The organism is Rufibacter immobilis (genome assembly GCF_003721565.1).
GTDB lineage: Bacteria > Bacteroidota > Bacteroidia > Cytophagales > Hymenobacteraceae > Nibribacter > Nibribacter immobilis.
The window spans coordinates 987,651-1,012,356 of sequence record NZ_RJJE01000017.1 but is presented as its reverse complement, the minus strand read 5'-3'; the positions used below and the strand labels follow the sequence as shown (position 1 = coordinate 1,012,356).

At 52.3% G+C, this 24,706-nt stretch carries 18 protein-coding genes and 1 riboswitch; of the genes, 8 read left to right on the top strand and 10 right to left on the bottom strand.

Annotated elements, in window-relative coordinates; all coding sequences use genetic code 11:
- Positions 1–4: 4 nt before the first annotated feature.
- Positions 5–1,102 carry a Nif3-like dinuclear metal center hexameric protein gene (locus EFA69_RS17145; RefSeq protein WP_123134292.1) on the bottom strand — a complete coding sequence of 366 codons (1,098 nt, stop codon included), beginning with the start codon at positions 1,100–1,102 and terminating at the stop codon, positions 5–7.
- Positions 1,103–1,162: 60 nt separating this feature from the next.
- On the opposite strand from EFA69_RS17145, the gene lpxK reads away from it, so the two are divergent.
- The 3 genes from lpxK (at position 1,163) to miaE (ending at position 4,933) form a co-directional block, all read left to right on the top strand.
- Positions 1,163–2,227 carry a tetraacyldisaccharide 4'-kinase gene (gene lpxK, locus EFA69_RS17140; protein WP_245964618.1) on the top strand — a complete coding sequence of 355 codons (1,065 nt, stop codon included), beginning with the start codon at positions 1,163–1,165 and terminating at the stop codon, positions 2,225–2,227.
- A gap of 15 nt (positions 2,228–2,242) precedes the next feature.
- The gene (locus EFA69_RS17135) at positions 2,243–4,204 is read left to right on the top strand and encodes a putative porin (protein ID WP_148041399.1); all 1,962 of its coding nucleotides are present in this window, start codon (positions 2,243–2,245) and stop codon (positions 4,202–4,204) included.
- A gap of 135 nt (positions 4,205–4,339) precedes the next feature.
- Entirely contained in the window at positions 4,340–4,933 is a 594-nt protein-coding gene (gene miaE / locus EFA69_RS17130) for a tRNA-(ms[2]io[6]A)-hydroxylase (protein ID WP_262696995.1), read from the top strand.
- 114 nt (positions 4,934–5,047) lie between these two features.
- Here miaE and EFA69_RS17125 read toward each other — a convergent pair whose 3' ends face one another.
- Positions 5,048–6,319 carry an asparagine synthetase B gene (locus tag EFA69_RS17125; RefSeq protein ID WP_123134290.1) on the bottom strand — a complete coding sequence of 424 codons (1,272 nt, stop codon included), beginning with the start codon at positions 6,317–6,319 and terminating at the stop codon, positions 5,048–5,050.
- A gap of 128 nt (positions 6,320–6,447) precedes the next feature.
- Here EFA69_RS17125 and EFA69_RS17120 point away from each other — a divergent pair, with 128 nt between their 5' ends.
- Positions 6,448–7,680, top strand: coding sequence for an ABC transporter permease (locus tag EFA69_RS17120; protein ID WP_123134289.1), 1,233 nt, complete (start codon positions 6,448–6,450; stop codon positions 7,678–7,680).
- A 203-nt stretch (positions 7,681–7,883) separates the two neighbouring features.
- Positions 7,884–7,954, top strand: a riboswitch (Fluoride riboswitch).
- A 49-nt stretch (positions 7,955–8,003) separates the two neighbouring features.
- Positions 8,004–9,305 (top strand): chloride channel protein, encoded by a 1,302-nt coding sequence (locus EFA69_RS17115; protein ID WP_123134288.1) that lies wholly within the window; start codon positions 8,004–8,006, stop codon positions 9,303–9,305.
- Between the two features lie 74 nt (positions 9,306–9,379).
- Here the strand turns inward: EFA69_RS17115 and EFA69_RS17110 are convergent, their stop codons facing one another.
- The 4 genes from EFA69_RS17110 to EFA69_RS17100 form a co-directional block, all read right to left on the bottom strand.
- Entirely contained in the window at positions 9,380–10,024 is a 645-nt protein-coding gene (locus EFA69_RS17110; protein ID WP_221175764.1) for an OmpH family outer membrane protein, read from the bottom strand.
- Between the two features lie 128 nt (positions 10,025–10,152).
- A complete protein-coding gene (locus tag EFA69_RS17105; protein ID WP_123134286.1) occupies positions 10,153–12,597 on the bottom strand; it encodes an outer membrane beta-barrel protein in 2,445 nt (814 codons plus the stop codon).
- Between the two features lie 74 nt (positions 12,598–12,671).
- Positions 12,672–12,821, bottom strand: a complete 150-nt coding sequence (locus EFA69_RS20375) for a hypothetical protein (protein WP_183906842.1) — start codon at positions 12,819–12,821, stop codon at positions 12,672–12,674.
- 200 nt (positions 12,822–13,021) lie between these two features.
- Entirely contained in the window at positions 13,022–15,466 is a 2,445-nt protein-coding gene (locus EFA69_RS17100; protein WP_123134285.1) for a TonB-dependent receptor domain-containing protein, read from the bottom strand.
- A gap of 538 nt (positions 15,467–16,004) precedes the next feature.
- Between EFA69_RS17100 and EFA69_RS17095 the strand changes: the two genes are divergently transcribed.
- Positions 16,005–17,060: a bile acid:sodium symporter family protein gene (locus EFA69_RS17095; RefSeq protein WP_123134284.1), complete on the top strand. Its 1,056-nt coding sequence runs from the start codon at positions 16,005–16,007 to the stop codon at positions 17,058–17,060.
- Between the two features lie 102 nt (positions 17,061–17,162).
- On the opposite strand, the gene mtaB is transcribed toward EFA69_RS17095, so the two are convergent.
- Together mtaB and EFA69_RS17085 are read right to left on the bottom strand one after the other, a co-directional pair.
- On the bottom strand, positions 17,163–18,482 hold the full coding sequence (gene mtaB / locus EFA69_RS17090; RefSeq protein WP_123134894.1) for a tRNA (N(6)-L-threonylcarbamoyladenosine(37)-C(2))-methylthiotransferase MtaB: 1,320 nt from the start codon (positions 18,480–18,482) through the stop codon (positions 17,163–17,165).
- A 108-nt stretch (positions 18,483–18,590) separates the two neighbouring features.
- A complete protein-coding gene (locus EFA69_RS17085; protein ID WP_183906841.1) occupies positions 18,591–20,438 on the bottom strand; it encodes an LTA synthase family protein in 1,848 nt (615 codons plus the stop codon).
- A 247-nt stretch (positions 20,439–20,685) separates the two neighbouring features.
- Here EFA69_RS17085 and EFA69_RS17080 point away from each other — a divergent pair, with 247 nt between their 5' ends.
- Positions 20,686–22,878 (top strand): glutamine synthetase III family protein, encoded by a 2,193-nt coding sequence (locus EFA69_RS17080; RefSeq protein ID WP_123134893.1) that lies wholly within the window; start codon positions 20,686–20,688, stop codon positions 22,876–22,878.
- Between the two features lie 129 nt (positions 22,879–23,007).
- Here EFA69_RS17080 and EFA69_RS17075 read toward each other — a convergent pair whose 3' ends face one another.
- Entirely contained in the window at positions 23,008–23,502 is a 495-nt protein-coding gene (locus tag EFA69_RS17075) for a hypothetical protein (RefSeq protein WP_123134282.1), read from the bottom strand.
- Positions 23,503–23,632: 130 nt separating this feature from the next.
- Here EFA69_RS17075 and EFA69_RS17070 point away from each other — a divergent pair, with 130 nt between their 5' ends.
- Complete coding sequence (locus tag EFA69_RS17070) at positions 23,633–23,995, top strand: hypothetical protein (RefSeq protein WP_123134281.1); 363 nt, start codon at positions 23,633–23,635, stop codon at positions 23,993–23,995.
- A gap of 77 nt (positions 23,996–24,072) precedes the next feature.
- On the opposite strand, the gene EFA69_RS17065 is transcribed toward EFA69_RS17070, so the two are convergent.
- Positions 24,073–24,555 carry a hypothetical protein gene (locus tag EFA69_RS17065; RefSeq protein WP_123134280.1) on the bottom strand — a complete coding sequence of 161 codons (483 nt, stop codon included), beginning with the start codon at positions 24,553–24,555 and terminating at the stop codon, positions 24,073–24,075.
- Between the last annotated feature and the right edge of the window lie 151 nt (positions 24,556–24,706).

The window sequence follows — 24,706 nt, the reverse complement described above, 5'->3', positions numbered from 1 at the left end:
ATATTTAGCTGTGTCTAACGGGATTTGTATGGGTATAGGACAAATCAACCGCAAAATTAGCAAAAGATTTTGTAAGTATATCATAAAAAAGATCCTTCGTGTAAACTTCGCTTTCATAGTGTCCTACGTCAACGAGCGCGAAGGCAGGGGTGGCCTCAAAAAACTCATGGTATTTAAGGTCGGCGGTGAGGAAGACATGGGCCCCGGCGGCTTTGGCCTGCCGGGTGAGAAAACTGCCGGTGCCCCCGCACACCGCCACCCGCTTGATAGGTTTCTGCGGCCAGGCGGTATGGCGGAAGGTGCTGATCTGCAAACTTTCTTTCACGTGCTGCACAAATTCCTCGGCGGTAAGTTCCTGTACCAGATCGCCCACCATGCCGGCGCCCACTTCCTGGTTTTCGTTCTGCAGCGCCACCAGGTAATGCGCCACCTCTTCATAAGGGTGCGCCTGTAGCAGCGCCCGCATGACCTGCGCCTGTTTGAATGACGGGAAAATTACCTCAATCTTGTTCTCAATGGTCTCCTCGGTCTGGCAAGGCTCCCCAATATGCGGGTTGGCCTGCGCCGAAGGGGTGAACCTGCCGGTGCCGGTAATTCTAAAGCTGCAGTCTGAGTATTCCCCAATCTGTCCGGCCCCCGCCTTGTGCAGTGCCGCCAGTACTTTCTCTGTGTCTTCCACCGGCACATACGTCTCCAGCTTGGTCAGGATCTGCGTTTTAGGAGACAGGATTTTAGTGTTGACCAAACCCAGTTTTTCGCAGAGTTTCTTGTTGACGCCGTTGTGCACGTGGTCCAGGTTGGTGTGGCAGGCAAAAATGGCAATCTGGTGTTGCAGCGCTTTAAGGATAATTTTTTCAACGGGTGTTTTACCGGTAAGGCTCTTGAGCGGCTTGAAAATAACCGGGTGATGGGCCACAATGAGGTTACAGCCGCGCTCCAGTGCCTCCTGCACCACTTCCAGGGTACAGTCTAAGGTTACCAAAACCCCGGTGACGGTGGCTTCTGGGTCACCTACCTGCAGCAGGGCATTGTCATAAGATTCCTGATAGGCAGGCGGGGCATACCGCTCCAGTACCTGCACCACTTCTTTTATCTTGGTCATTCTATCGCTTTAGAGCCTGAGACGGCAAAGAAAGTTAATTTTCATGTACTTTTGCAGGTAATGACCACTCTAATGCCCGTACTGCGCTACGCACTGTTTCCTTTCTCTCTGCTGTACGGCGGCATCATGCGTCTGCGCAACTGGTTATACGACCACCAGGTCTACCATGTCTATCAGGCGCCCATTCCGGTTATCTGCGTTGGGAACTTAAATGTGGGCGGCACCGGGAAAACCCCGCAGGTGGAGTATCTGGCCCGGCTGCTACAGCCCCGTAAAATAGCTATTCTGAGCCGGGGCTACAAACGGACTACCAAAGGCTTCGTGTTGGCAGATGCCCGGGCCACGCCTGCTTCTATAGGCGATGAGCCGTATCAGTACACGCAAAGCTTAAGTGGAGTTCGGGTGGCGGTCTGTGAGAAACGGGCAGAGGGAATCCAACGGCTGCTCCAACTCTTTCCGGACCTGGAGGTGATTCTGCTAGATGATGCTTTCCAGCACCGGGCCGTGAAAGCGTCTGCCTACCTGTTGCTCACCGATTTCAATCAACTCTTTACCCAGGATTACGTGCTGCCCGCCGGGCGATTGCGGGAATTCCGAAGTGGTGCCCGTAGAGCAGATGCCGTAGTAGTGACCAAGTGCCCAGACCAACTTGATCAAGCGCAGCAGGAGAATATTAGTTCTCAGATTCAGAAATATACCAACCCATATACGCCGGTGTTCTTCTCCAAAATTGTGTATGCCCCGGCTGTACCGGTTGGGCAGGGAAAAACGTTAGGCAAGGAACTGGTGCTGGTAACGGGAATCGCCAATGCCCAACCGTTGGTGCGCCATCTAAGGGATGCCGGGCATGCCGTGGTGCGTCATTTTGATTGGGAAGACCATTCGGCGGTGACGGAAGAACGAATTCAGGAGGTGTTGGCTTTTTACAATGCCATGCACAACTCTAACGCATGTATTGTCATGACCCAGAAAGACGCTGTGAAATGGCAGGATTCTACGCTGGCCCCGCTGTGGCAGGAATACCCGGTGTTTTATCTGCCCATTGCCAATGCGTTTGCCCCGCAGCAGCCTACCTTTGACCAAACCGTCACTGCCTGGGTGCAGGGCAGCGGGAACAGATATTAATTCTTAAATTTGACTGTGAATTATAAGAAACTACTTTTTGCGTCTTTTCTGATAGGTTTTGGGACTTTCACCCAAACCAAAGCGCAAATACTGAACGACTCCACCAAGGCTATCTATGGGTCGGCTACCACTATGGTCATTAGGGAGGCAGATATCTTCAAAGGAAATCTTACGCCCACCCGCATAGATACCTCGCTCACCAACCTGCACAACTACCGTTACTGGTACTATGACTCCACCATTCAGCAGGATTTGGGAAACGTAGGAACGGCGTCTCAACCGCTTTTCTGGCGCATGCCCACCGTGCTGGGGAATCGCTTGGGGCGTAATGCTTTTGATCCCTATGCCGCCAATCCGGCCAGGTTAGAGTACTATGACACCAAATCGCCGTTCACGTTCCTCAATTATTACCAGGGCTCTCTGGGAGAGACAATTTTCCGGGCGAAGCACACCCGCAACATTGCCCCTAACTGGAACGTGGGTATTGGTTACGAGCGGGTTGGCACAGAGCGCCAGTTCGGGTCATTGATTCCGGGGAGAGACGGTTTGGTGAGCCATTACGGTATTCAGGCGTTTACTCACTACTTCAGCAAGAATGAGCGCTACCGCATCATGACCAATTACACCCAAACCAGCCATGACCATATAGAACTAGGGGGGATTCGGCCGGAAGAAGGAGACAACATTGATAGCCTCTTTGATTACAAACCAGAGGCTAGTTGGCTGGCGCAGGCCGCTTCAGAAGAAAAAAGGAACAATCTGCATGCCACCCATTGGTACAAACTCCTTGGGGCTGGGCTGCAGTTGTACCATACGTTAGACGTGGGCACTCAAGTGAATCAGTTCACAGATGATAACCTACAGTATGAAACCCAGGGTAGCGGCAACACGGCAACGCAGCTCTTGAAGTTCTATCCCAGGGTAATCCGTAACCCCTCGCGTACCAATGATGAATCTACTTTCCGCCAGGTAGAGAACACCTTTGGGGTGATGGGAAGCGGGAAACTGTTTGTGTACCGCGCCTATGCCAAACGCCGCGACGGTTCCTATACACTCACCTCAGAGGGGATACGCCGCGCGGCCGGTATTGTCAACGATGACACGCTCATTACCTACACCGACCGTACCCGGCGCTCCATTGCCGATAACTTCATTGGGGGCGAGGCCCAGTTCAGGTTGAAGAACGATATCTATGTGACCACCGACGGGGAGTTCCAGATTGGGGGCGGCGATTATCGGCTTAACGCAGAAGCCCGGTATAAATTCCTGTCTTTCCGGCAGACGCGTGCTTCTTATTCGCCCACGTTGCTCCAGCGGGTATTCCTGAGTAACCATTATGAGTGGTCCCATAACTTTGAGAATACACAGGCCAACCAAACCGCCGCTGCGCTGGAGGTAGGATACAGAAAACATTACCTGAAGGGCCAGCTACAATTCACCAATCTGCGCAATTACGTGTACTTCCAGGATTCCACGGCCACGGAAAAAGGGGAGTGGGGGCAGCCGGCCCAGGTGGCAGGTAACATGAATCTGGTACAGGCCAACCTTAGGTATAAATTTGGAGTGAAATCCTTTGTGCTGGACAACAACGTCTACTTTAACCGCATCACGGGCAACGAGGTGATCCGGATGCCGGAGTGGTACATTAACTCTAGAGCCTATGTGTACGGTCCGTTGTTCAAAGGCGCCATCAACGTGCAGACTGGGGTGGAAGTTACGTGGCACTCAGATTATTACGCCGACGGCTATATGCCCGTGACCCAGCAGTTCCATTTGCAGAACGAGTTTCTGGTTTCGCGCTACCCAACCTTAGATGTTTTCCTGAACGTGGACATCAAAACCCTAAACTTATTCCTGAAAGCCAGTAACCTGAACGCCTCCGTGAGTAGTTGGGAGCAAGGATATTTCGCCACTCCGTACTACGTTGCCAACCCGTTCAGCTTTACGTTTGGCATCCAGTGGAACTTCTATGATTAAGCTAAGAACCATTTAAATTGATTATTTTTGACCTTGCGTTTAGGGCCTGTTTTTAGAAAAACAGGCCCTAAACGCAACAGGAGCTTTCACTAAATAGGCTCTACACAAAAAGCAGTAGAATCAAGCAGTACAACCGTGGCAAAATCAATCTTAAAGTTACAATTGCCTACCGATCCCCGTTGGGTGAACATCGCGGAGATGAACATCCAGGACATTCTCGTGGACCATGCTTACTGTGAACAGAAGGCTGCTACTTCGGGGATCTCGCTCATTGTGAAGTATCCAGACAAAACAAAGTTGGTAGAGGAAATGATCGCCCTGGTAGCCGAGGAATGGAGCCATTTTGAGCGGGTGCTGGAGGAACTGAAGAAGCGCGGCTATGAACTGGGCCGTAACCGCCCCGATGAATACGTGGTGCAACTGAGCAAGCACATCCGGAAGGGCGACAGACGCGAACGTCAGCTCATGGACCACTTGCTGGTGAATGCCCTCATTGAGGCCCGCTCCTGCGAGCGTTTCAAGCTGCTCTGGAAAAACCTGAAGGACGAAGGGCTGCAGAAGTTCTACTATGAGTTAATGGTTTCGGAAGCGGGCCATTATGTGAGTTTTGTGAAACTGGCCAAGGAATACATGCCCAAAGAAGTGGTTGACGCCCGTCTGAAAGAACTTCTGGAAATTGAAGCCGACATCATCGCCAACCTGGAGCACCGCCCAGACCGGATGCATTAAATTAGCATCAGATTATCCTGAATATAAAAGAGAGGCGTTTAGGGGCTGTTTTTCCAAAAACAGCCCCTAAACGCCTCTCTTTTTGAGATTGCTAACGTCTTTGATCAGAAGCTATCACGTCTTCTGCTTTTTCTTTTTGGCCGCCGGGAACAGGATGTTGTTCAGGATCAGACGGTAGCCGGGCGAGTTGGGATAAAGTGCCAGATCGGTGGGTTCCTCCTCCACGAAGTGCTGGTAGTCCTCGGGGTCATGGCCGCCGTAGAAGGTCCAGGTGCCTTTCCCGAAGGTGCCATGAATGTAACGGGCTTCGTCTATGGCTTTGTTCTCGCCCATCACCACCACTTCAGATTTGATCAGGCGTTTCTTGAAACCGGTAGTTAGGCCCATGAACCCTTTGATGGTTTTCTCGTGGTTCTGGGTGAGCATGGTGGGGATGGGGTCCCATTTAGCCGAGTAGGTGAAGAGCTGGAAATAATCGTTCTGCTCCCGCAGGCCGCGCTCCAGCTGGGAGTTGTCTATGTTGGAGAACTCGGGGTGATAAGGGTCCCGGATCAAGGTGAAGTCCTTGAAGGCAAAGGTGTTGTCAAAGTTCAGCTTCTGCTGCGCTTGAGGGTCTGAGGGATCACCATCAAACATGGTTTCGGTGATGTCTACCCCCACGGCGGCCAAGGCGATGTCATAGGTATCAGTGGCGGAGCACATGGCAAACATGAAACCCCCGCCCGCGCAGAAATCCCTGATGCGCTGCACCACCGCGCTCTTAAGCAGGGGAATGCTGCCAAAGCCAAAGCGTTTGGCAATGGCCTCAGATTCCCGCTTCTGGTCCAGGTACCAGGGCGCGTTCCGGAAGGCGGCGTAGAACTTCCCTTGCTGGCCCGTGAAATCTTCGTGGTGCAGGTGAAGCCAATCGTACTTGGGTAATTTGTCCTCCAGGATATCGGGGTCATAGACAATGTCATACGGTATCTCAGCGTAGGTCAGCACCAGCGTCACGGCATCGTCCCAGGGTTGCTTGGATTTGGGGGAATACACCGCAATCTTGGGCGCTTTCTCCAGCTTCATCACGTCCATGTTAGACTCGGGGGCGGCTATCTCTGAGAGGATCTGGCTGTACTGCGCGTCTGAAATGGTCTGGTAGCTGATGCCGCGCACCACCAGTTCGTTCTCCAGTTCTGGGGCATGTTTCATGGCGAAAGCACCGCCCTTGTAATTGAGGAGCCATTCCACCTCGGCCTGGCGCTGGAGCGACCAATACGCTAGTCCATAGGCCTTGAGGTGGTTCTTCTGGTTCTGGTCCATGGGCAGGAGCAGGTAAGAAGCCCAGCTGGCCGGAGCCACCAGAACCAAAGCCAGCAGAAGAAATAAAATCCGGGGCAAAGTCTTCATGCACAGTTAGTTTGAAACGAATGTAAGAAAAACGGGCAATAAACGGGAAAACCATTACTTTTATGCAAGTAAGAAAACACACTTTCTTACGACAGATAGTCTGTTCCGGTACTGGTTCCTAGAAAAACATGAACTTCATAGAAAATACCAAAGAAGGTTTCCGCTCCATCAAAAGCAATTTGCTCCGTACGGTGCTCACCGCCCTGATCATCTCCATCGGGATTATGTCCCTGGTGGGTATCTTAACGGCTATTGAGGGAATCAAGTATTCGGTTTCCAGCACTTTCTCTACGTTGGGGGCCAATTCGTTTGATATTGAGAAGAAGTGGGACGGCGGCGGACGGGGCGGCCGGCAGAGCAAAGTGTACCCAGACATTACGGAGTTCCAGGCCAAGCAGTACAAAGAGCTCATGAGCGAGAAGGCCCGGGTGAGCATCAGCACGCAGGTCAGCGGGGCCGCCTCCGTGAAAGCGGGCAATATCAAAACCAATCCCAACATGAGCGTGGTGGGCGGTGATGAGAATTTTCTGGTAAACGAGAATTATGACCTGGAGCAGGGACGGCCCTTCTCCACTCTGGAGTTGGAAAGCGGAGCCCCGGTAGCCATCATTGGCCAGGAAGTAGCCGGTAAACTCTTCCCCAAGCAGAATCCCGAAGGCAAAAGCATGGTGCTGCTGGGCCGCCGGTTCAAAGTGATTGGCAGAATCAAGAGCGAAGGCGGCGGATTGGGTGGCGGCGGCAGCAACCGCCAGATCATTATTCCGCTGGAGACAGCCACGCAGATTCCTACCCCGTCGCCGTTGACGTTCCAAATCAAATCCGCGATCCTGAACAACACCAGCCTTGCCTACGCCATGGAGGAAGCCACCGGCATTATGCGCAAGGTGCGCCAAGACCGTTTGGGCCAGGAAGATTCCTTTGAGATAACCCGCAGTGACTCTGTGGAGCAGACCCTGAACAAGATCACGGGCTACCTGAAGACTGGTGGTTTCCTGGTGGGTTTCATCACGCTGTTGGGCGCCTCCATCGGGCTCATGAACATCATGATGGTGAGCGTAACGGAGCGTACCCGCGAAATTGGGATCCGGAAAGCCTTGGGCGCCACCATTCACCAGATACGGCAGCAGTTTTTGATTGAGGCCATCGTGATCTGTGTATTGGGCGGTATTGCGGGCATCATTTTGGGGGTGCTGATGGGCAACGGCATTGCCATTCTCATTGGGCAGGGCGAGTTCTTCGTACCGTGGCTCTGGATGCTGGTGGGCATGATCATCTGCGTGAGTGTGGGTTTGTTCTCGGGTTACTACCCCGCCTACAAAGCTTCCAAATTAGACCCCATTGAATCGCTCCGTTACGAATAGTATTTTGCGATTAGGGGCTGTTTTTCTGGAATTAGCCTCAAAACAAGTTGCAGCTGCCGGTTTCCTTTTTTTATGAACAGTTGATTCTATCAATCCTGTAAACCCTATTGCGTTTTAGGCCAGATTCTGGAATAACGGCCGCTAAACGGCAAGGGGAGCCGGAAGGATTCTTGAGTCTTAATCTTTCTTCTTTTACCTTTGTCAATGCTTAGGGTGATGGGGTACCACCTGTTATAAACCGCCTTTCCTGTAGGCTGATGACTCCTGCTTCGGCATTATCAGAGTGATAATGTGCCATTGATGTTACATCAAGAGGAGTAGTTATGCCTTTTTCTTTTCTCAAGAACTTATCTTCAAAATTCGGGCAGCGGCGCCAGCCGGTGGTACTGGCACTGTACCTGGGGCGCTGGCTTTTGATCAGTGCTTTGGTGGGCGCCATTGGAGGAAGTGCCTCTGCGTTGTTCCTGGTGCTGTTAGATGCTGTCACGGAATATAGAGAGGCCGATCCCTGGATCATCTGGTTTCTGCCCGCGGGAGGCTTTCTGGTGGGGTGGCTATACCATACCTGGGGAACCACCTCGGCGGCGGGGAATAATCTGCTTATTCAGGAAATCCAGAAGCCTACAAGGCACCTGCTGCCGTGGGTAATGGCGCCGCTGGTGTTGGGTTGCACGCTTATCACGCATCTGGTGGGGGGCTCAGCGGGGCGGGAGGGAACCGCCGCCCAAATGGGTGGAGCCTTAGCCGACCAGTTAACGAAACTACTTAGGCTACGGCCTAGAGACCGAAGAACTTTGTTGATCTGCGGCGTGAGCGCTGGCTTTGCCTCCGTTTTCGGGACGCCGCTGGCGGGTACGGTGTTTGCCCTGGAATTTTCTACGATAGGTAAAATCAGGTATCAGGCGTTGGTGCCGGCCTTATTGGCGGCCATTATTGCTGATGGTGTCGCTACTGCCTGGGGCGTGGAGCATACCCTCTACCCAACTATTGAAGTGCCGGCCTTAACTGTTTGGACGTTTGGGGCCACTTTGCTTGCCGGAATTTGTTTTGCCCTGGCAGCACGTATTTTTTCCTGGGCATCCCACAATGTGGCCGCTTTCTTCCAAAAGCAGGTGCTATACGCGCCGCTGAGACCGGCCCTTGGCGGAGGGCTGCTGCTGGTTTGTATTGTACTGTTAGGTACCACAAAATACATAGGACTGGGGATTCCTACTATTGTGGCTGCCTTTGAAACTCCACTTCCTCCTTATGATTTCCTCATAAAAATTGCTTTGACGGCCCTCACTCTGGGCTGCGGCTTTAAAGGGGGAGAAGTGACTCCGCTCTTTTTCATAGGGGCTACCTTGGGGAATGCGCTTTCTCCGTGGTTGCCGTTGCCACTGGAGTTGCTGGTGGGTATGGGTTTTGTGGCCGTATTTGCGGGAGCGGCCAACACACCTCTGGCCTGTACTTTGATGGCCATAGAGCTGTTTGGAGCCCCTAGTGGCGTGTACGCGGCCATGGCTTGCGTGGTGGCCTATCTTTTCTCAGGCCATACCGGCATCTATGGGTCGCAGATCATTGGGAACAGTAAGAACCCCTTCTCCATGAGAGAGACTGGGCAAAGACTATCAGAAAAAAAGTAAAACTATTCTAGCCTTCAACAGAAAAGCCTGGCTTTATGGGCCAGGCTTTTAATCCTATAGATGAAGAAATTAAATTACTTCTTCGCGTTGGCTTTGCTGTCTTTGTATTCCTGGTTAAGGCCTTTCAATGCCTCTTCGGTGATGTCAAGGGAAGCGTCTCCGTACAGAATGGCGCTGTTGCCGCGGGTATAGGTTAACACCATTTTATATCCTTTCTCGGCACTGATCTTTTTAAGGTGCGCTTCTACTTTCTCGTAGATTTTCTTCATCTCGTCGTTCTCGTCCTTGGCCAGCTGGTTAGCCGAGTTTTGCTGCTGGGCAGCTAACTGCTGCTCTTTCTGAGCCAGGCGCTGTTCTGTAGTGGCACGTTGTTCCTGGCCCATTCCGTTGGCGGCTTGTCTGTATTGCTCTACCTCGCGCTGGAAACTTGTGGCTTTGGTGCGCAGGTCATTCTCCATCCGTTTGCCTTTCGCTTCCAGTCTGGCTTTCACGTCTTTGAAGTACTGGTATCTGTTGAGAAGCGAGTCTGAGTTGACGTAGACAATCTCTGGGGCAACGGCCGCCGCGGGGGCCGGAGCAGACTCCTCAGCACCAGCCGTGGTCTCAGCGGCAGTCTCCGTTTTGGCGGCAGGGGTTGGGGTAGAGGCCTGTTCGTTTTTGCAGGCGGCGAAAGAAGCTGCTAGTACAGATAGCAGCACAAGCTTTTTTGAAATGCTCACAGTCAAAAGTTAAGAATGGTAAAAATCAATCAGGGGCCGCGACACCTTGCGCTGCCCCTGATCATCTGTTAGGGCTCCAATTTAAGAAAATTAATGGTAAGCTTAAGAAAGTTGTCTTGCCCAGGAGATTAATTTCCGCCGGCCCGGTTTACTTCCTCCAAATTAGAGTTGCGGCGCTTCATCTCAAATTTCTCCCCTTTGTTAAAGCGGTAGCGCAGGTTCAGGCGCACGCTCTGGTTGAAGTGGTACATGTCTATTTTGTTTGTGTTCCCGTTCACAATGGAAATACCCTGCATTTTCTGGGTCCGGAAGATATCTGTAAAGGCCAGGTTCACATCCAGTTTCTCTTTTAAGAAGGAGCGTTTAATGGCCACATCTACCCAACCCGCCGGATCTGTTTTGTAGACGTTGAATACCCCTTTGCCTCGGTACGTACCGTTCACTTCGGCTTTAAAGCCATGGGGCAACAAAATGTTGTGGTTGGTCTGGGCCATGAACAAGGTTTGGGCGTTTTCAATAATTTTATCATTCACCAACGTCTGAAATTCCTGGTAAGCCACCGTCACGTTGTTGTTCATGTTCCACTTGGAGGTAACAGTTACCGGCACTACCAAGGTGGCGTTGGTGGTGGCGCTCTCCACATTGCTTTGTCTGAACACCATCACGTTCTCGGCTGGGTAGAAATAAGGCACCTCTGAGATATCGTCTTTGGTGTGCGCATAGCCCAGAATCAGGTTGTAGTTCTTCCAGAACGTTTGGGTGACCTGGAAAGAGTTGGTGTACTCCGGTTTCAGATATGGATTACCCTCAGCGTAGGTGTTGGCGTCAATGTAGAACCGGAACGGGTTCAGGTTGCTGTAGCGGGGCCGGAAGATGCGGCGGCTGTAGTTATAGCTGACCATGTAGTTCTCAGACACTTTCTGCTGCACAAACACGCTGGGGAACCAGTCCAGGTAGGAGCGGGGCGTCACTTTATTATTGGGGATGGAATTTCCCTCAGAATTGGTGTATTCGGCCCGCAGACCGGCCTGTAAAGTGAATTTAGGGCTCAGGCTGGCGCTGAAGTTGGTGTAACCCGCCAGAATCTTCTCGTCATAGATAAAGTGGTCGCCTTTGCGTAACGTGTGCGGCACCCGCACTCCATTCTCCAGCGTGTAAAAATCTATCTGGTTATCAGACTCCACGTAGCTGGCTTTGGCCCCCAGTTCCAATTTCCCTTTGATGGAGGGCATTGGCCGGGCGTAATCTACTTTGCCTGAATAGATCTGGTATGAGGTGGGGTTAAGGGTTTCAAAATAGTCTCTCTCCGTGCAGGGTTTAAAGGCGAAGGTTTTCAGGTTAAAAAAATCGCTGGGCGTGTTGTCTTTGATGCGCACCACGTCCACATCTGCGGAAAGGGTGGTGCCCAGGGTGTCCAGTGTGCCGGTGTAGTGCACGTTAAAGGAGGCACCATTGTACCGTTGCCTGTTGTGCGTGGTGGTCTGGTTAAACACCATCCCTTCTTTTCTGGGGTCTTCTTCACTGGAGTTGGTGCTAACGCCTGAGTTGGAGTTGGTTTTAGACAAGCTCACGGAGCCCCCCAGGCTGTGGTTTTTGTTCAGGTCATAGTCTGTGCCCACGCGCACTGAAGGGGAAAACGAACTGCCTTCTTCTTTCCCAGACTGGTTCAGGAAGGAGTTGGTGCCTTCATTGTCAAAAACGCGGTCCATGGTAAAGGTTCTCTTGCGCGGGCGCTGGGCCAGGTCTACGGTGGCAAACGAACTCCATTTACCCTGCTTCAGATTCAGGTTGAGGCCACCGTTACCGCCGCTTTTGGTATTGTTCTGGTAACCGCCGTACACGCTGCCGTTTAGGCTGTCCAGGTTGTTTTTCTTCAGGTTGATATTAATGATGCCCCCGGTTCCCTCAGCGTCATATTTAGCCGATGGGTTCGCGATAATCTCCAGGTTTTTAAGGTTATCGGCAGGCATGCCCTGCAACATGGTTTGTAGTTGTTTTCCATCCAAGTAGGTTAATTTTCCATCAATCATCACTTTCACGCCCTGCTTTCCGTTCAGCTGGATATTCCCGTCCTGGTCTACCCACACCCCCGGCGACTTAGCCAGCACGTCATAGGCAGTGTTGCCGGCGGCCATGGCGGTACCTTCCACGCTTACCACCATTTTATCGGCCTGCACATCTACGCTGGGGCGCAAGTTCTGCACGGTCACCTCTTTGAGCACCTTGGAATCCTGTTTCAGGGCGATTTTTCCGAAATCACGGGTAAACCCGGCAGCGGTAACCTCAAAGGGAGCCAGGTCCTGATTGGTGAAGCCCATGGCACTGATGCGCAGCAGATACGTTCCGGGGGCGGGGGTTTTGAGGTTGAATCTGCCGTCTAACTCAATGGCTGTACCGGTAAGCACAGATTTGTCTGCGGCTTTCAATAAGGCGACGGTGCCGTAGCTGAGCGGTTCGCCTTTTTCATCTACTACCAGGCCGGTGAGGGTACCGGTGTTGGTTTGGCCTAGAGCCGCCTGGGTAAGAAAAGCCAGAGCGGCCAGTAGCAGGAGGAAGTTGTACATCTTTTTCATAACTGTATGGATTTTTGTGGTAGATGATGTTTATAGTACTATGTAATGCAAGGTACACTGGCAAAAAAAAAGCCCTAGAGGAAACGGAGAGGCAATTCTGTGCCGGTACGAGCTTTCTTGCCCACGCGGGAAGACAGGAGAACATACCCGAATACCCCAATGGTGAAAGTGCCTAGGATCAAGACGATCTGGAGGAAGAGCTGAAGGAGAAGGTGATTTTCCATAGGGATAGTAATTAGGTGATGGGTTACTGTTGATGGAACAAATATATTAGAAGGTACTATGTAACACAAGGTACTGTTGCATTTATTTTAAAATATTTTTTCCGGTGCTGGAAGAGGGGCAGGCGCAGGGCTTTGCAGGATCTGACCGTTTGCGTTTAGGGGCCGTTTTTCCAAAAACAGCCCCTAAACGCAAATGGGTCTTAATTGCCGCCGGCGCGGTCCAGTTCCTCCAGGTTGGTGGAGCGGCGCTGCTGCTCAAACTTCTGGCCTTTGCTGAAACGGTAGCGCAGGTTCACCCTAAAGCTCTGCGCCGCGAAGTACTGGTCAAAGGCGTTCACGTTGCCGTCAAAGTTGGCGGAGCCCACTACCTTGCGGGTTCTGAAGAGATCGGTCACGGTGAGGCTCACATCCAGGTTGTCTTTCAGGAAGGAGCGCTTGAGGCCGGAGTCCAGCCACCAGGTACGTTCAATGGTGTAGAGGCCGTACGCCTGCGGACCCTGAAAGCCCAGGTTCAGCTCCATCTTTATTTTTTGGGGCAGCTGAAGCGTGTGGTTGGAGTTGAGCATGTAATAGAACTGCTCGTTCAGGATAGGCTGATTGCTCTGCAAATACGTGGTGAAGGATTGGAACCCGAAGCCCAGGTTGTTGCTCGCCTCCCATTTCTTCATGATGCGTACCGGCACCACCAGCGTACCGTTCAGGTTCTTGAAGGCATCCACGTTGCGCTGCGAGAAGATGGTGGTGTTGGTTTCATTGTTCTGCACCGGAATCTCCGCGATGAAATCTTTGGTGTGCGCGTAACCCAGCGTGAGGATGTAGTCTTTCTTGAACGTCTGTGAAACCTGGAAGGAGTGGGTGTACTGCGGCCGAAGGTCGGGATTGCCTTGGGCCCAGGTCAAAGGATCCAGGTAGAAAATGAACGGGTTCAGGTCATCGTACTGCGGACGGTTGATGCGGCGGCTGTAGTTATAGGTCACTTGGTAGTTGTCGCTTACTTTCTGTTGCAGGAAGAGGCTGGGGAAGAAATCCAGGTAACGGCGCGGCGTGGTCTGGTTCAGGGTCACAGATCTGCCTTTGGAGACCGTCTGCTCCGCCCGTAGCCCCGCCTGCACGCTCCAGCGGTCGCCCAGGTTGGCACTGTAGTTCGCGTACCCGGCGTAAATGTTCTCCTTATATATAAAGTGGTTGCTCCGGTTTGGATCTGGGCGCTGATTCTTTCCCTCTACAAAATAGAACCGCAGCTCGTTGTCAGACTCCACGTAACTGGCTTTCAGACCCGCTTCCAGTTTGCTCTTGTTTTGGAATCTCCGGGAGAAATCGGCCTTGGCCGAATAGATGTGGAAGGTGGTGGGGTTGTAGCTGCCCAGTTGCTCCAGCCGGAGCTGTGGCGCCTGGTTCACGTACTGGCCTCTGTTGAAGAACCCCGCGTCATTGTTATCGGTGATTTTCACGTAGTCCACGTCAGTGGTGAGGGTGCTGCCAAGCGTGTCTAGTTTAAAGGCGTAGTGCCCGTTTAAAGTGATGTTGAAATAATCGGCGGCAACCAGGTTCCGGGCGTTGATGAGCGAGTCTTCCACTGGGTTGCTGTTGCGCAGGTACGTCTCGGTCACGAAGGAATTGTCATAGTCTACAGACATCACATAGGCCATGACCCCGATGCTGTGTTTGTCGTTCAGCTGGTAATCGGTGCCCAAGCGTACCGACGGCACATTTCGGAAGGTTTCCTCGCGCCCGCGTTGGTCAAAGCTGGTGGGCTGGCCTTCCTGCCAGAAAAGTCGGGTCATGGTGTTGGTGCGCAAATTCGTCCTCCTGCCGAAATCGGCGTTCAGGAAGGAATTCCACTGGCCGCTCTTATAGTTGATGTTGGTGCCCGCCGAGTAGCCGTGCAGTTTGTTGTACTGGTAGCCGCTGTACACGCTGCCGTTCAGACCAGTCATCTGATTTTTCTTCAGGTTGATGTTGATGATGCCCGAATTTCCCTCGGCATCGAATTTAGACGAAGGGTTGGTGATGATCTCCAGGTCTTTGATGTTGTCGGCGGGCATGGACTGGAGCATGGTCTGCAGCTGTTTGCCGCTCATGTAGGTCAGTTTGCCGTCAATCATGACCCGTACGCCCGCCTTGCCGTTGAGCTGGATGTTGCCGTCCTGGTCTACCCACACGCCCGGCGATTTAGACAAAACTTCCATGGCGGTGCTGCCGGCGGCCATCACGGTGCCTTCCACGCTCACCACCATTTTGTCGGGGTGGCTGATGATAGTGGGCCGCATGGATTCTACAGTCACTTCCTTCAGCATTTTAGAGTCCTGCGCCAGCCCCAGTTTCCCGAACTCTTTCTGAAAGCCCGGCTGGTTCACCTCAAAGGCGGGAGTCTCCAGCGTGCCATAGCCCATGGCGGTAACTTTCAGGAAATAGGTGCCGGGGGCGGGGCTCTTGAGCTTAAATTGGCCGCTGACTTCTACACCTGCCCCGTCTACCACCGCGGCATCGGCTTTCCGGATGAGGGCCACCGTGCCGTAGCTGAGCGGCTCGCCTTTGGCGTCCACCACCGTTCCGGTCAACCCTTGGCCGGTCTGCGCCCAAGCCTTGAAGGTACAACAGAGGCAAAAGCAAGCGAGAAAAAAGAAGGTATAGAGATTTTTCATAGCAAAGGGGGAATTCATAAAGGGTGGAGGTTGGATTAGGAAATTCAGGTAAAGCGCTTTGGATAGAAAGATGAAGTGAGTTGTATTTTGGTTGCTTCGGTTTTCAAATTTCTTTTCAGATGATGTCTTGTTTCCTTCTGCAAAGCGTTTTCGATGCTCTTGACAAGATTCTGACCAAAAGTGCGACCTGTGATTAAAGTACTTTAAATCAAGGATTTATGAAATGTGTAGAATCGATTGGTGTTCAGAACCGAACAGGAGATATGATGAAATCGGACACTAGGTTGAGGGTGGAAGAGAATGAAAACTTCCGGAACGGACGAAAGCGCTAGAAAAGACTAGTCGTGCGTTTAGGGGCTCTTTTCCGAAAAGAGCCCCTAAACAGCTTTCAGATGGTTACTTCTTCTCAAGAATGGATTCCTGGAGGAAGAAAACCTTTGCCAGCGAGGTGGGGTAAGCGAAGCTGAGGCAGAAGTAAGCTGCCCTTCGTACCTTTGAACCGTTCATCAGTTCCGCATTTTAATCAATTAAGCCGCACATGAAAGAAGCCACTTCCGCCAGCACCCCCAAAAATAAGTTTAGCCTACAGGGACTTTTGCAGCGCGTGGGGCTAGATACCTTTCTGCTGTTTTTGCTGGCGATGATTGTGCTGGCTTATCTTTGGCCGGAGCTGGGGGAAGAAAACGGACCTTTGCCGCTGGAGGAGGTTACGATCTACGGCGTGGCGCTCATCTTTTTCTTTTACGGCCTTCGGTTGAGCCCCGCCAAACTCAAAGCCGGCCTCAGCGACTGGCGGCTGCATATGGTAGTGCAGTTGAGCACGTTTCTGCTGTTCCCCGTTTTGGTGTGGGGGAGCCACGCGGTAGCGCCCAATAGTGCCACACCCGCGCTTTGGCTGGGCGCGTTTTACGTGGCGGCTTTGCCGTCAACGGTATCGTCGTCGGTGGTGATGGTGTCCATTGCGGGCGGTAACATCCCGGCGGCCATCTTCAACGCCAGTATCTCCAGCCTCATCGGTGTATTCATGACGCCCGTCTGGATGAGCTTTTTCACCAGCACCAGCTCCGCCGCCGATATGGACCTCACGAGTGTAATCTTGAAGCTGATGCTCCAAGTGGTACTGCCCGTGACCTTGGGTATTCTGTTGAACCGGAAATTTGGGGCCTTTGCCGAGGCGCAGAAAAGCCGCCTGAGACTCTTCGACCAAACCATTATCCTGCTCATCGTGTACTCATCCTTCTGCGATTCCTTCGCCCGAAACATGTTTGCCGGGTTCAGCGCCCTGGATTTATTTCTGCTGGGCGCTGCCATGGTGGCGCTGTTTCTGGTGGTGACGGGGCTTACGGCCCTGATCAGTAACTTGCTGGGCTTCAGCCGGGAGAACCGCATCACGGCCATGTTCTGCGGCTCCAAGAAATCACTGGTGCACGGCACGGTCATGTCTAAGGTGCTGTTCCCCGATGCCAACACGGTGGGCATTATCCTGCTGCCGCTCATGCTCTACCACGCCCTGCAACTCATCATTGCCAGTATGCTGGCCCAGCGCATGGCCCGGAAAGGAGCGTCGGCGCAGCCGGATGTCAATGTTGGGTAGCTGGTTTTGGCCTGATTTCAGAAAAAGAGCCCCTAAACGCAATGGCCCGGCCTTCAGAAGAAAGCCGGGCCATTGCGTTTAGGTAATTTTAGTAGGCGGAAATTAATGCGCCAGAAGTTCGTGGTACGTTTCTTCGGCTTCCATGAGGCCGGCCGGGGTGATGTTGGTGAGGCGTACGTGTTTTTCCTCGTTCACCAGCACCGGGTCATATTTAGCCACTACGCGCACGTAATTCTCGGTGAAGCCTTCCATGTAGCCGTCGGTAATGTCGGCCTCGAAAAGGACTTTGCCTTCGTAACCGATCTGGCTCTCGTAGTAGGCGCGTTTCTTTTTCTCCGACAGGATGCGGAGCATGTCGGCGCGGCGGTTGCGTTCTTTCTGCGGCACGGCGCCGGGCAGGTCAATGGCTAGCGTGTTAGCGCGCTCAGAGTACGGGAACACGTGCAGATAGCTGATGTTGAGCTCGTTCAGGAAGTTATAGGTCTCCAGGAAATCTTCTTCGGTCTCGCCGGGGAAGCCCACAATCACGTCCACGCCAATGCAGGCGTGCGGCATAGCAGTTTTGATCCAGTCCACGCGCTGGGCGTACAGTTCCCGCAGGTAACGGCGGCGCATGAGCTTCAGAATCTTGTTGCTCCCCGACTGCAACGGCACGTGGAAGTGCGGCATAAACCGCTGAGAACCTGCCACGAACTGAATGATCTCTTCACTTAAAAGATTAGGTTCAATGGATGAAATCCGGAAGCGCTTCACCGTCTCTACCTGATCCAGTTCCTGCACCAGTTGGAAGAAATTTTCCACGCGCACGCCTTCCTGCAACCCGAAATCGCCGGTGTTCACGCCGGTAAGCACAATCTCCTTCACCCCGGATAAACCTATTTCCTGCGCTTCTTTCACCACGTTGGCAATGGTGTTGCTCCGGGATTTGCCGCGCGCCTGCGGAATGGTGCAGAACGTACAGGAGTAGTCGCAGCCGTCCTGCACTTTCAAGAAGGTGCGGGTACGGTCCCCGAACGAGTAGGCGTTCACGAAAGTATTGGCCTCAGACACTGCGCTGGCGTGCACCTGCGGCGTGTCTTTCTTCTCAAAGGTCTCCAGAATGTCTACCAGCTGGAATTTCTCGGCGGCTCCCAGCACTGCGTCCACACCCGGGATTTCAGAAATCTCCTTCGGCTTCAGCTGGGCGTAGCATCCTACAATGGTAATGAACGCATTAGGCGAGTGCTTCAAGGCTTCCTTCACCACTTTCCGGCATTTCTTGTCGGCGTTGTCAGTGACGGAGCACGTGTTGATGACGTAGATATCGGGCGTGTCTGTGAATTCCACCTTCTCAAACCCCCGCTCCTGGAAGATGCGCGACAGGGTAGAGGTCTCGGAGAAATTCAGCTTACAGCCTAGTGTATAGAAAGCTACCTTTTTCATAATCAGGGGGCAAAGGTACGGAGAATGTAAATGAAATACGAAATCTCTGCCTGTCAATCCTGTTTAGGGGCTCTTTTCTAAAAAAAGAGCCCCTAAACGCCAAGTGATTTACTTCTTCAGGAAATCCCCGAAGCTGACCTGCATATAGGCTTTGCCTTGGTTTACCTGACGATCTGAAACGGCTGCATCACGATGGATGGGCTGTTTGGCCACGTTGTCAAAGGTTACCGCACCCTGCGGCGTCACCATCCCGAAACCATCGTTGAAGACGTAGAAGGCAAACGGTGTGGCTTTGGCATCCAGCAGGTTCTTGCTCCAGGTGTATTGCTGGTGCGGCAGGCCCAGTTGTTGCAGCAACGTGGGCACCAGATCAGTCTGGGAGCCTATGTTGGAAATGACTGTATCTTGCACCGCCAGCGCCCCGCCCACCATCAGCAGCGGAATCCGGAACTTGCTGGGGGCATCGTTCTGGTCGCGGCCCGGGAAAGGGTGACCGTGGTCTGCCACCAAAATCACCAGCGTGTTTTGCCACCAGGGCTGCTTCTTGGCCGCGGAGATGAAGTTGTCCAAAGCCCAGTCTGTATAATAGAAGGAGTTCTTGAACTGGGTTTCCTCATCGGTTCCCGCAAACTTGGCCGGAATGGGAATGTCATAGGGCTCATGGCTGCTGAGGGTGAAGACGGTGGTGAAGAAGGGCTGCTGCGGGTTCTGGTGGTCCTGGAGCACCTTGTCGAACAGAATATGGTCATGCACGCCCCATTTGGAATTGTAGTGCTCGCGGCCAAAGTCAGATTTCTCCACCAGCTTGTCATATTGCCCGTTCATGAGGTAAGACTTGATGTTCGCGAAGGCCAGTTCGCCGCCGTAGTAGTAACTGGTTTGGTACCCCTGTTTCTTTAGTTCCAGGGCCAGCTGTGGCAGGCGCTCCGTCTTTTTGGGCGTCTTGATGATAGAAGTAGTGGTCTGCACCGGGTAACCGCTCAACAGCGCCACCATGCCTTTCTCGCTGCGGTCCCCGGCCGCGTAAATGTTCTGGAACAGAATTCCTTCCTTGGCCAGAGCGTTGAAGTGAGGGGTTACCTCGGCAGGGCCGCCCAGCGCGCCAATAAATTTAGCGGTATAGCTTTCCAGGATGATGAACAGCACGTTCGGGTTTTTTCCTTTGAGCAGGGAAGGAATAGAATCACTTTTAGCGGCATACACTTCCCGTACCAGGGCCTGTGCCTGGTGCTCCTCAAAGTACTGGTAAGGGTTTTTGGTCTGGTGGTTCTTCTTGATCACGGAGTGCATCACGTTCCAGGGCACGTTCACCCCGGCATGGTTCGCGAACACTTTCTGGGAGAAGTAGACATCGCTTTGATTTAAAGGAATCTGCTGCCAACCACCCCTGATGGGCAAGACTAGCAAAGCGAGCAGGAATATCCCCGCCGCCAGTTCCAGAACTACCTGCCGTGGGTTCCGCCGGGGCGAAATTTCCCAGCGGCGGCTAAGGGCTCTGAAGCTGAATAGACCTATTACTAATAGGAGCAGGTACAAGAGAACCAAGAGCCAAACTGGGGCCGAAGCCGCTGAGGCCATCATTTCTGCCGGGGTGTTGAGGTACTGCAGGGGCGTGGAGTCCAGCCGGAAGCCCCAGGCGGAGTAAAGTTCCAGATCTGCGATGATGAGTAACGTGAGCAGCGGCAACATCACATACGTGTACCACTGCGTAATTTTCAGGAAGATTGTTTTCCGGAAACTGGTTTCCAGCAGAAAGAACAGGAATGGCAACACACTGAGGTAGGCGGCAAAGGAAAGATCCATCCGGAGGCCGTACCAGAACACTTTCCCAATCTCAGAAGCGGTCAGCGCGGAGGTCTTGTCTATATGGTAAAGCAGGAAGATTCCCCGGCATACTTCAAAAAAGATCGTCCAGAAGAAAAAGTAAGAAGCAGTTTTGGTCAATAGTCTTTTCACGCGGCAAATATACCGCATTTGCCCCATCCGCTAAAAAAGGCACTAGAATAAGGGTGGGGTATTAAAATAAGGGTGGTTTTGTTAAAAGAGAATCATTTGAGGAGGTAATGGCTTCTGAAACGAGGGTGGTTTTGCGGGTTGAAGCCTATTTTTTTGAAAAAACACCCTAAAATTTTAAGGGTGTAGCTTGAAAGTAAATTCTCATCTATTACATTTGAAACCAGAATACAAACCCAAACAAAATTTCATGGCCATTCTTCGTTTTAAGGCACTTGAGTTGGTAAACCAACGGACGCCAGTAGAGGTGAAGCTACCTTCTGACAAAATCTCAGATTTCTACGGAACCAACGTATTTGGCTTAGAGGCCATGCGTGCCACGTTATCCGGCGACTATTTTAAACGCCTGCAGTTTGCCATTAAATCTGGCTCCAAAGTTGACCGCACCCTGGCCGACGCTGTGGCCGGTGCCATGAAAACCTGGGCCATGAGCCGCGGGGCCACGCACTACACCCACTGGTTCCAGCCCTTGACCGGTGAAACCGCCGAGAAACATGATTCCTTCTTTGACCTGAGCTCAGACGGACGCGCCATTGAAGTGTTCAAAGGCAGCGCCTTGGTACAGCAGGAGCCAGACGCCTCTTCTTTCCCGAACGGGGGTATCCGGAACACCTTTGAAGCCCGCGGTTATACCGCCTGGGATCCTACTTCACCCGCTTTCATCATTGAAAACGCCGGTGCGAAAACCCTTTGTATTCCAACTATCTTCGTTTCTTACACCGGTGAGGCCCTGGACTATAAAGCACCTCTGCTGAAAAGCTTGGATCTGGTAGAGAAAGCCGCCTTAGACGTTTGCCAGTATTTTGATAAAGAAGTAACCAAAGTAACCACCACGCTGGGCATTGAGCAGGAGTACTTCCTGGTAGACCGTGCTTTGTATGATGCCCGTCCTGACTTAGTGATGGCTGGCCGTACCGTGTTTGGCCATGAGCCGGCAAAAGGCCAACAGTTGGAAGATCACTACTTCGGGGCTATTCCTTCGCGGGTACACGCGTTCATGATTGACTTTGAGGCCGAATCCCATAAACTGGGAATTCCGTTGCGGACCCGCCACAACGAGGTGGCGCCTAACCAGTTTGAGTGCGCTCCCACCTTTGAAGATGCTAACCTGGCGGTAGACCATAACCAACTGTTAATGGATTTGTTAGACCGCGTAGCAGAGAAGCATAACTTTAAGGTGTTGCTGCACGAAAAACCTTTCAAAGGCGTAAACGGAAGCGGGAAGCACAACAACTGGGCCCTGAGCACCGACACTGGCGTGAACCTGTTCGCCCCAGGCCGTCGCCCTAAAGAAAACCTGCAATTCCTCACGTTCTTCATCACCACCGTGAAAGCGGTGCACCGTTACGCGGATTTGCTGCGCGCCAGCATCGCATCTGCCAGCAACGACCACCGTTTGGGCGCTAACGAAGCGCCACCGGCCATCATGTCGGTGTTCGTGGGTAAAAAACTGACCGAAGTGCTGGACGAACTGGAGCGTACCGCCAAATTGCCGCTAGACAAAGGCGACAACGTGTACATGAAGCTGGGCATTGATAAAATCCCTGAAATCCTGCTTGACAACACAGACCGTAACCGTACCTCGCCGTTTGCCTTCACCGGCAACAAGTTTGAGTTCAGGGCAGTAGGTTCCTCGGCTAACAGCTCCAACGCCATGACCACCCTCAACGCCATTGTGGCCGACCAACTGGTGGAGTTCAAGAAGAGCGTGGATGAGCTGATGGCGCAAGGCAAGAAAAAAGAAGTAGCCATTATTGATGTGCTGCGCGAGTACGTGATCTCTTCCAAAGCCGTGCGGTTTGAAGGCAACGGTTACTCTAAAGAGTGGGAAGAGGAAGCGGAGCGTCGTGGGCTGAGCAACATCCGTAAAACACCACAGGCGTTGGACAAGCTGGTAGATGAAACTGCCACTGAGTTGTTTACCAAATACAACATCTTCAGCACCCGTGAATTACATGCCCGTCATGATATTCTACTGGAAGACTACATCAAGCGGGTACAGATTGAGGCGCGCGTGATGGGTGACCTGGCCATGAACCACATCATCCCTACGGCTATCGCCTACCAGACCAAACTGGTGCAGAACATCAAAGGGCTGCGTGAGATTGGGTTGGAGGACGATGAGTACACCCAGACCACGGTGGAAACCATCAAAACTATTTCCCGCCACCTCACCACCATCAAGACCAACGTAGAGGCCATGATTGAGAAGCGGAAAGTAGCCAACAAAATTGAGGATACCCGCGAGCGCGCCATCATGTACACCGATGAGGTCATGTCTTACTTTGATTCCATCCGCTACAGCGTAGACAAGCTGGAACTGATTGTAGACGATGAGCAGTGGCCGCTGGTGAAATACCGCGAGATGATGTTCCGTCATTAATCTTAGTTTCCATTTCATAAAAAAAGCCTCTGCAGTAATGCAGAGGCTTTTTTTATGAAAATGCGTTTAGCGGCCGTTTTTCAAAAAAGAGCCGCTAAACGCCCAACTATATTTATTGAGCTGCCGCCGTTAGATGAACAGCGCCTGATCTGTAGAGGTTGTTTTCCGGCTGGCGGGCTTCAGGTTCTGGCCCACTTCCTTGATGATGTTCCTGACCTTCTCCATGGTAGGCATGTGCTGGCGCCATTCCTGTTCGCGCCACCAGGCCTGCATCTTGGGGTTTTGCCGGGCCAGATCATACACCCGCTTCAGCACGAAGGGCAATAGGAGGGTTACTATATTAGTAGCCAAGGCGCTCTTTATACCTAGGTGTAACACCAGACGTACCAACAGCATGTCTTTGAGTTTATCAAAAAGCATTTGCGCCCCTTTTTCCTGCACATGACCTTTCAGCACCTGCAGCGCCTCATGGGTATTGCCACTTTCCAATTCTTTCTGGAGCCACTGCTCCACCGTTTCGCGGGCAATCTGTACCGCCTGCGGAATCTGGCTAACCGTTAAACCGGCTCTATGGAGGGACTGCGCCGCAAACGCGTGACTTCTCTGTAAAAAAGGAACGGACATAGGAGTGGGGGTAAGTTTTTTTCATGGCTACGGCGTTCAATCCTGAAGGTTGCATTTTTATGGGCTAACAACTGAAAAAAAATTGCGTAAGGCAGAGTTGAAACGGAAGATGGGGTTAAAGCAAAGAAATATGGATTTTGAAGTACCTAAATTCAAAGAGCGCCTGGAGCAGGAACGCCTGAAAGGAAATGCGCCTGCCCCTTTCATCCAGCAGGAAATCAGACTCGCCGAGGAGGTGAAGGAAGGAATCTCTGAGGAGAATGGGCACGCCACCGAATTCGTGTCTGAAGCCATCAACCGGATTGACACTTATATCTTCCAGCTACATGAACTAGCCAAAGAGCATAGCCCCGCCGATTTTGACTTAGACCAACAGACCTACCTCCAGGACGAAAGGATGCACGAAAGAATCGGGAACCGGGTGGAGCGTTTAAAGGAACAGGGTGAGGCCAACGCCTCCACAGAAGATCCGCTGCTGCGGAACCCACCTTAGGAGGAATAGGAGTAGTATTAAAAAAAATTGCGTTTAGAGCCTGTTTTTTCAAAAAGAGGCTCTAAACGCAACAGCTATCAAGCAAAGGCACTCTCACTCGCCGAGGCATTTCCACTCAATGATTGGCCCACAGATCTGATCTTAGATTTAAGGTCGGCTTTGGAGGGTAGGTGTTTGCGCAGGTCTAGGGCATCCCACCAGGTCTTGAACTGAGGATTCTGTTGCAGGTGATCTACCAGGCGTTGCATCACAAACGGAAGCACAATGGAGGCGGCGTTTCTGGCAAGTGCATAATTGAACTTCAACCTCACAATAAACTTAGCCACCAGCAGGTCTTTCAACTCTTCCAACAGCAGTTGCGCACTGCTCTCCGGGAATTTCCCATTCACCAGCTGAATCACCAGCGGCAGATTTCCCTGCTCAATTTCCTGGTGCAGCCAACTCTCGGCGGTCTCGCGGGCCAATTGAATGGTAGAAGGAAGTTGCTGCGCAGGAACCCCCTCTTTTTGCAAGGAAGTGGCGGTCTGGCGGTGGCTTTGTGATATGAATAGTAGCGACATAGGCATTGAGTGTTAAGGATTGGCTTCATAGGTACGCATAAATTCTACTTCAAGTTATACTGGAAGTAGCCAAAGGAGCACAGGTGCCTTCTTGCCAAATGCCGCACCCTAGGGTAGGCCGCGCCCGCGGATGAACTCAAAAAAAGATGTT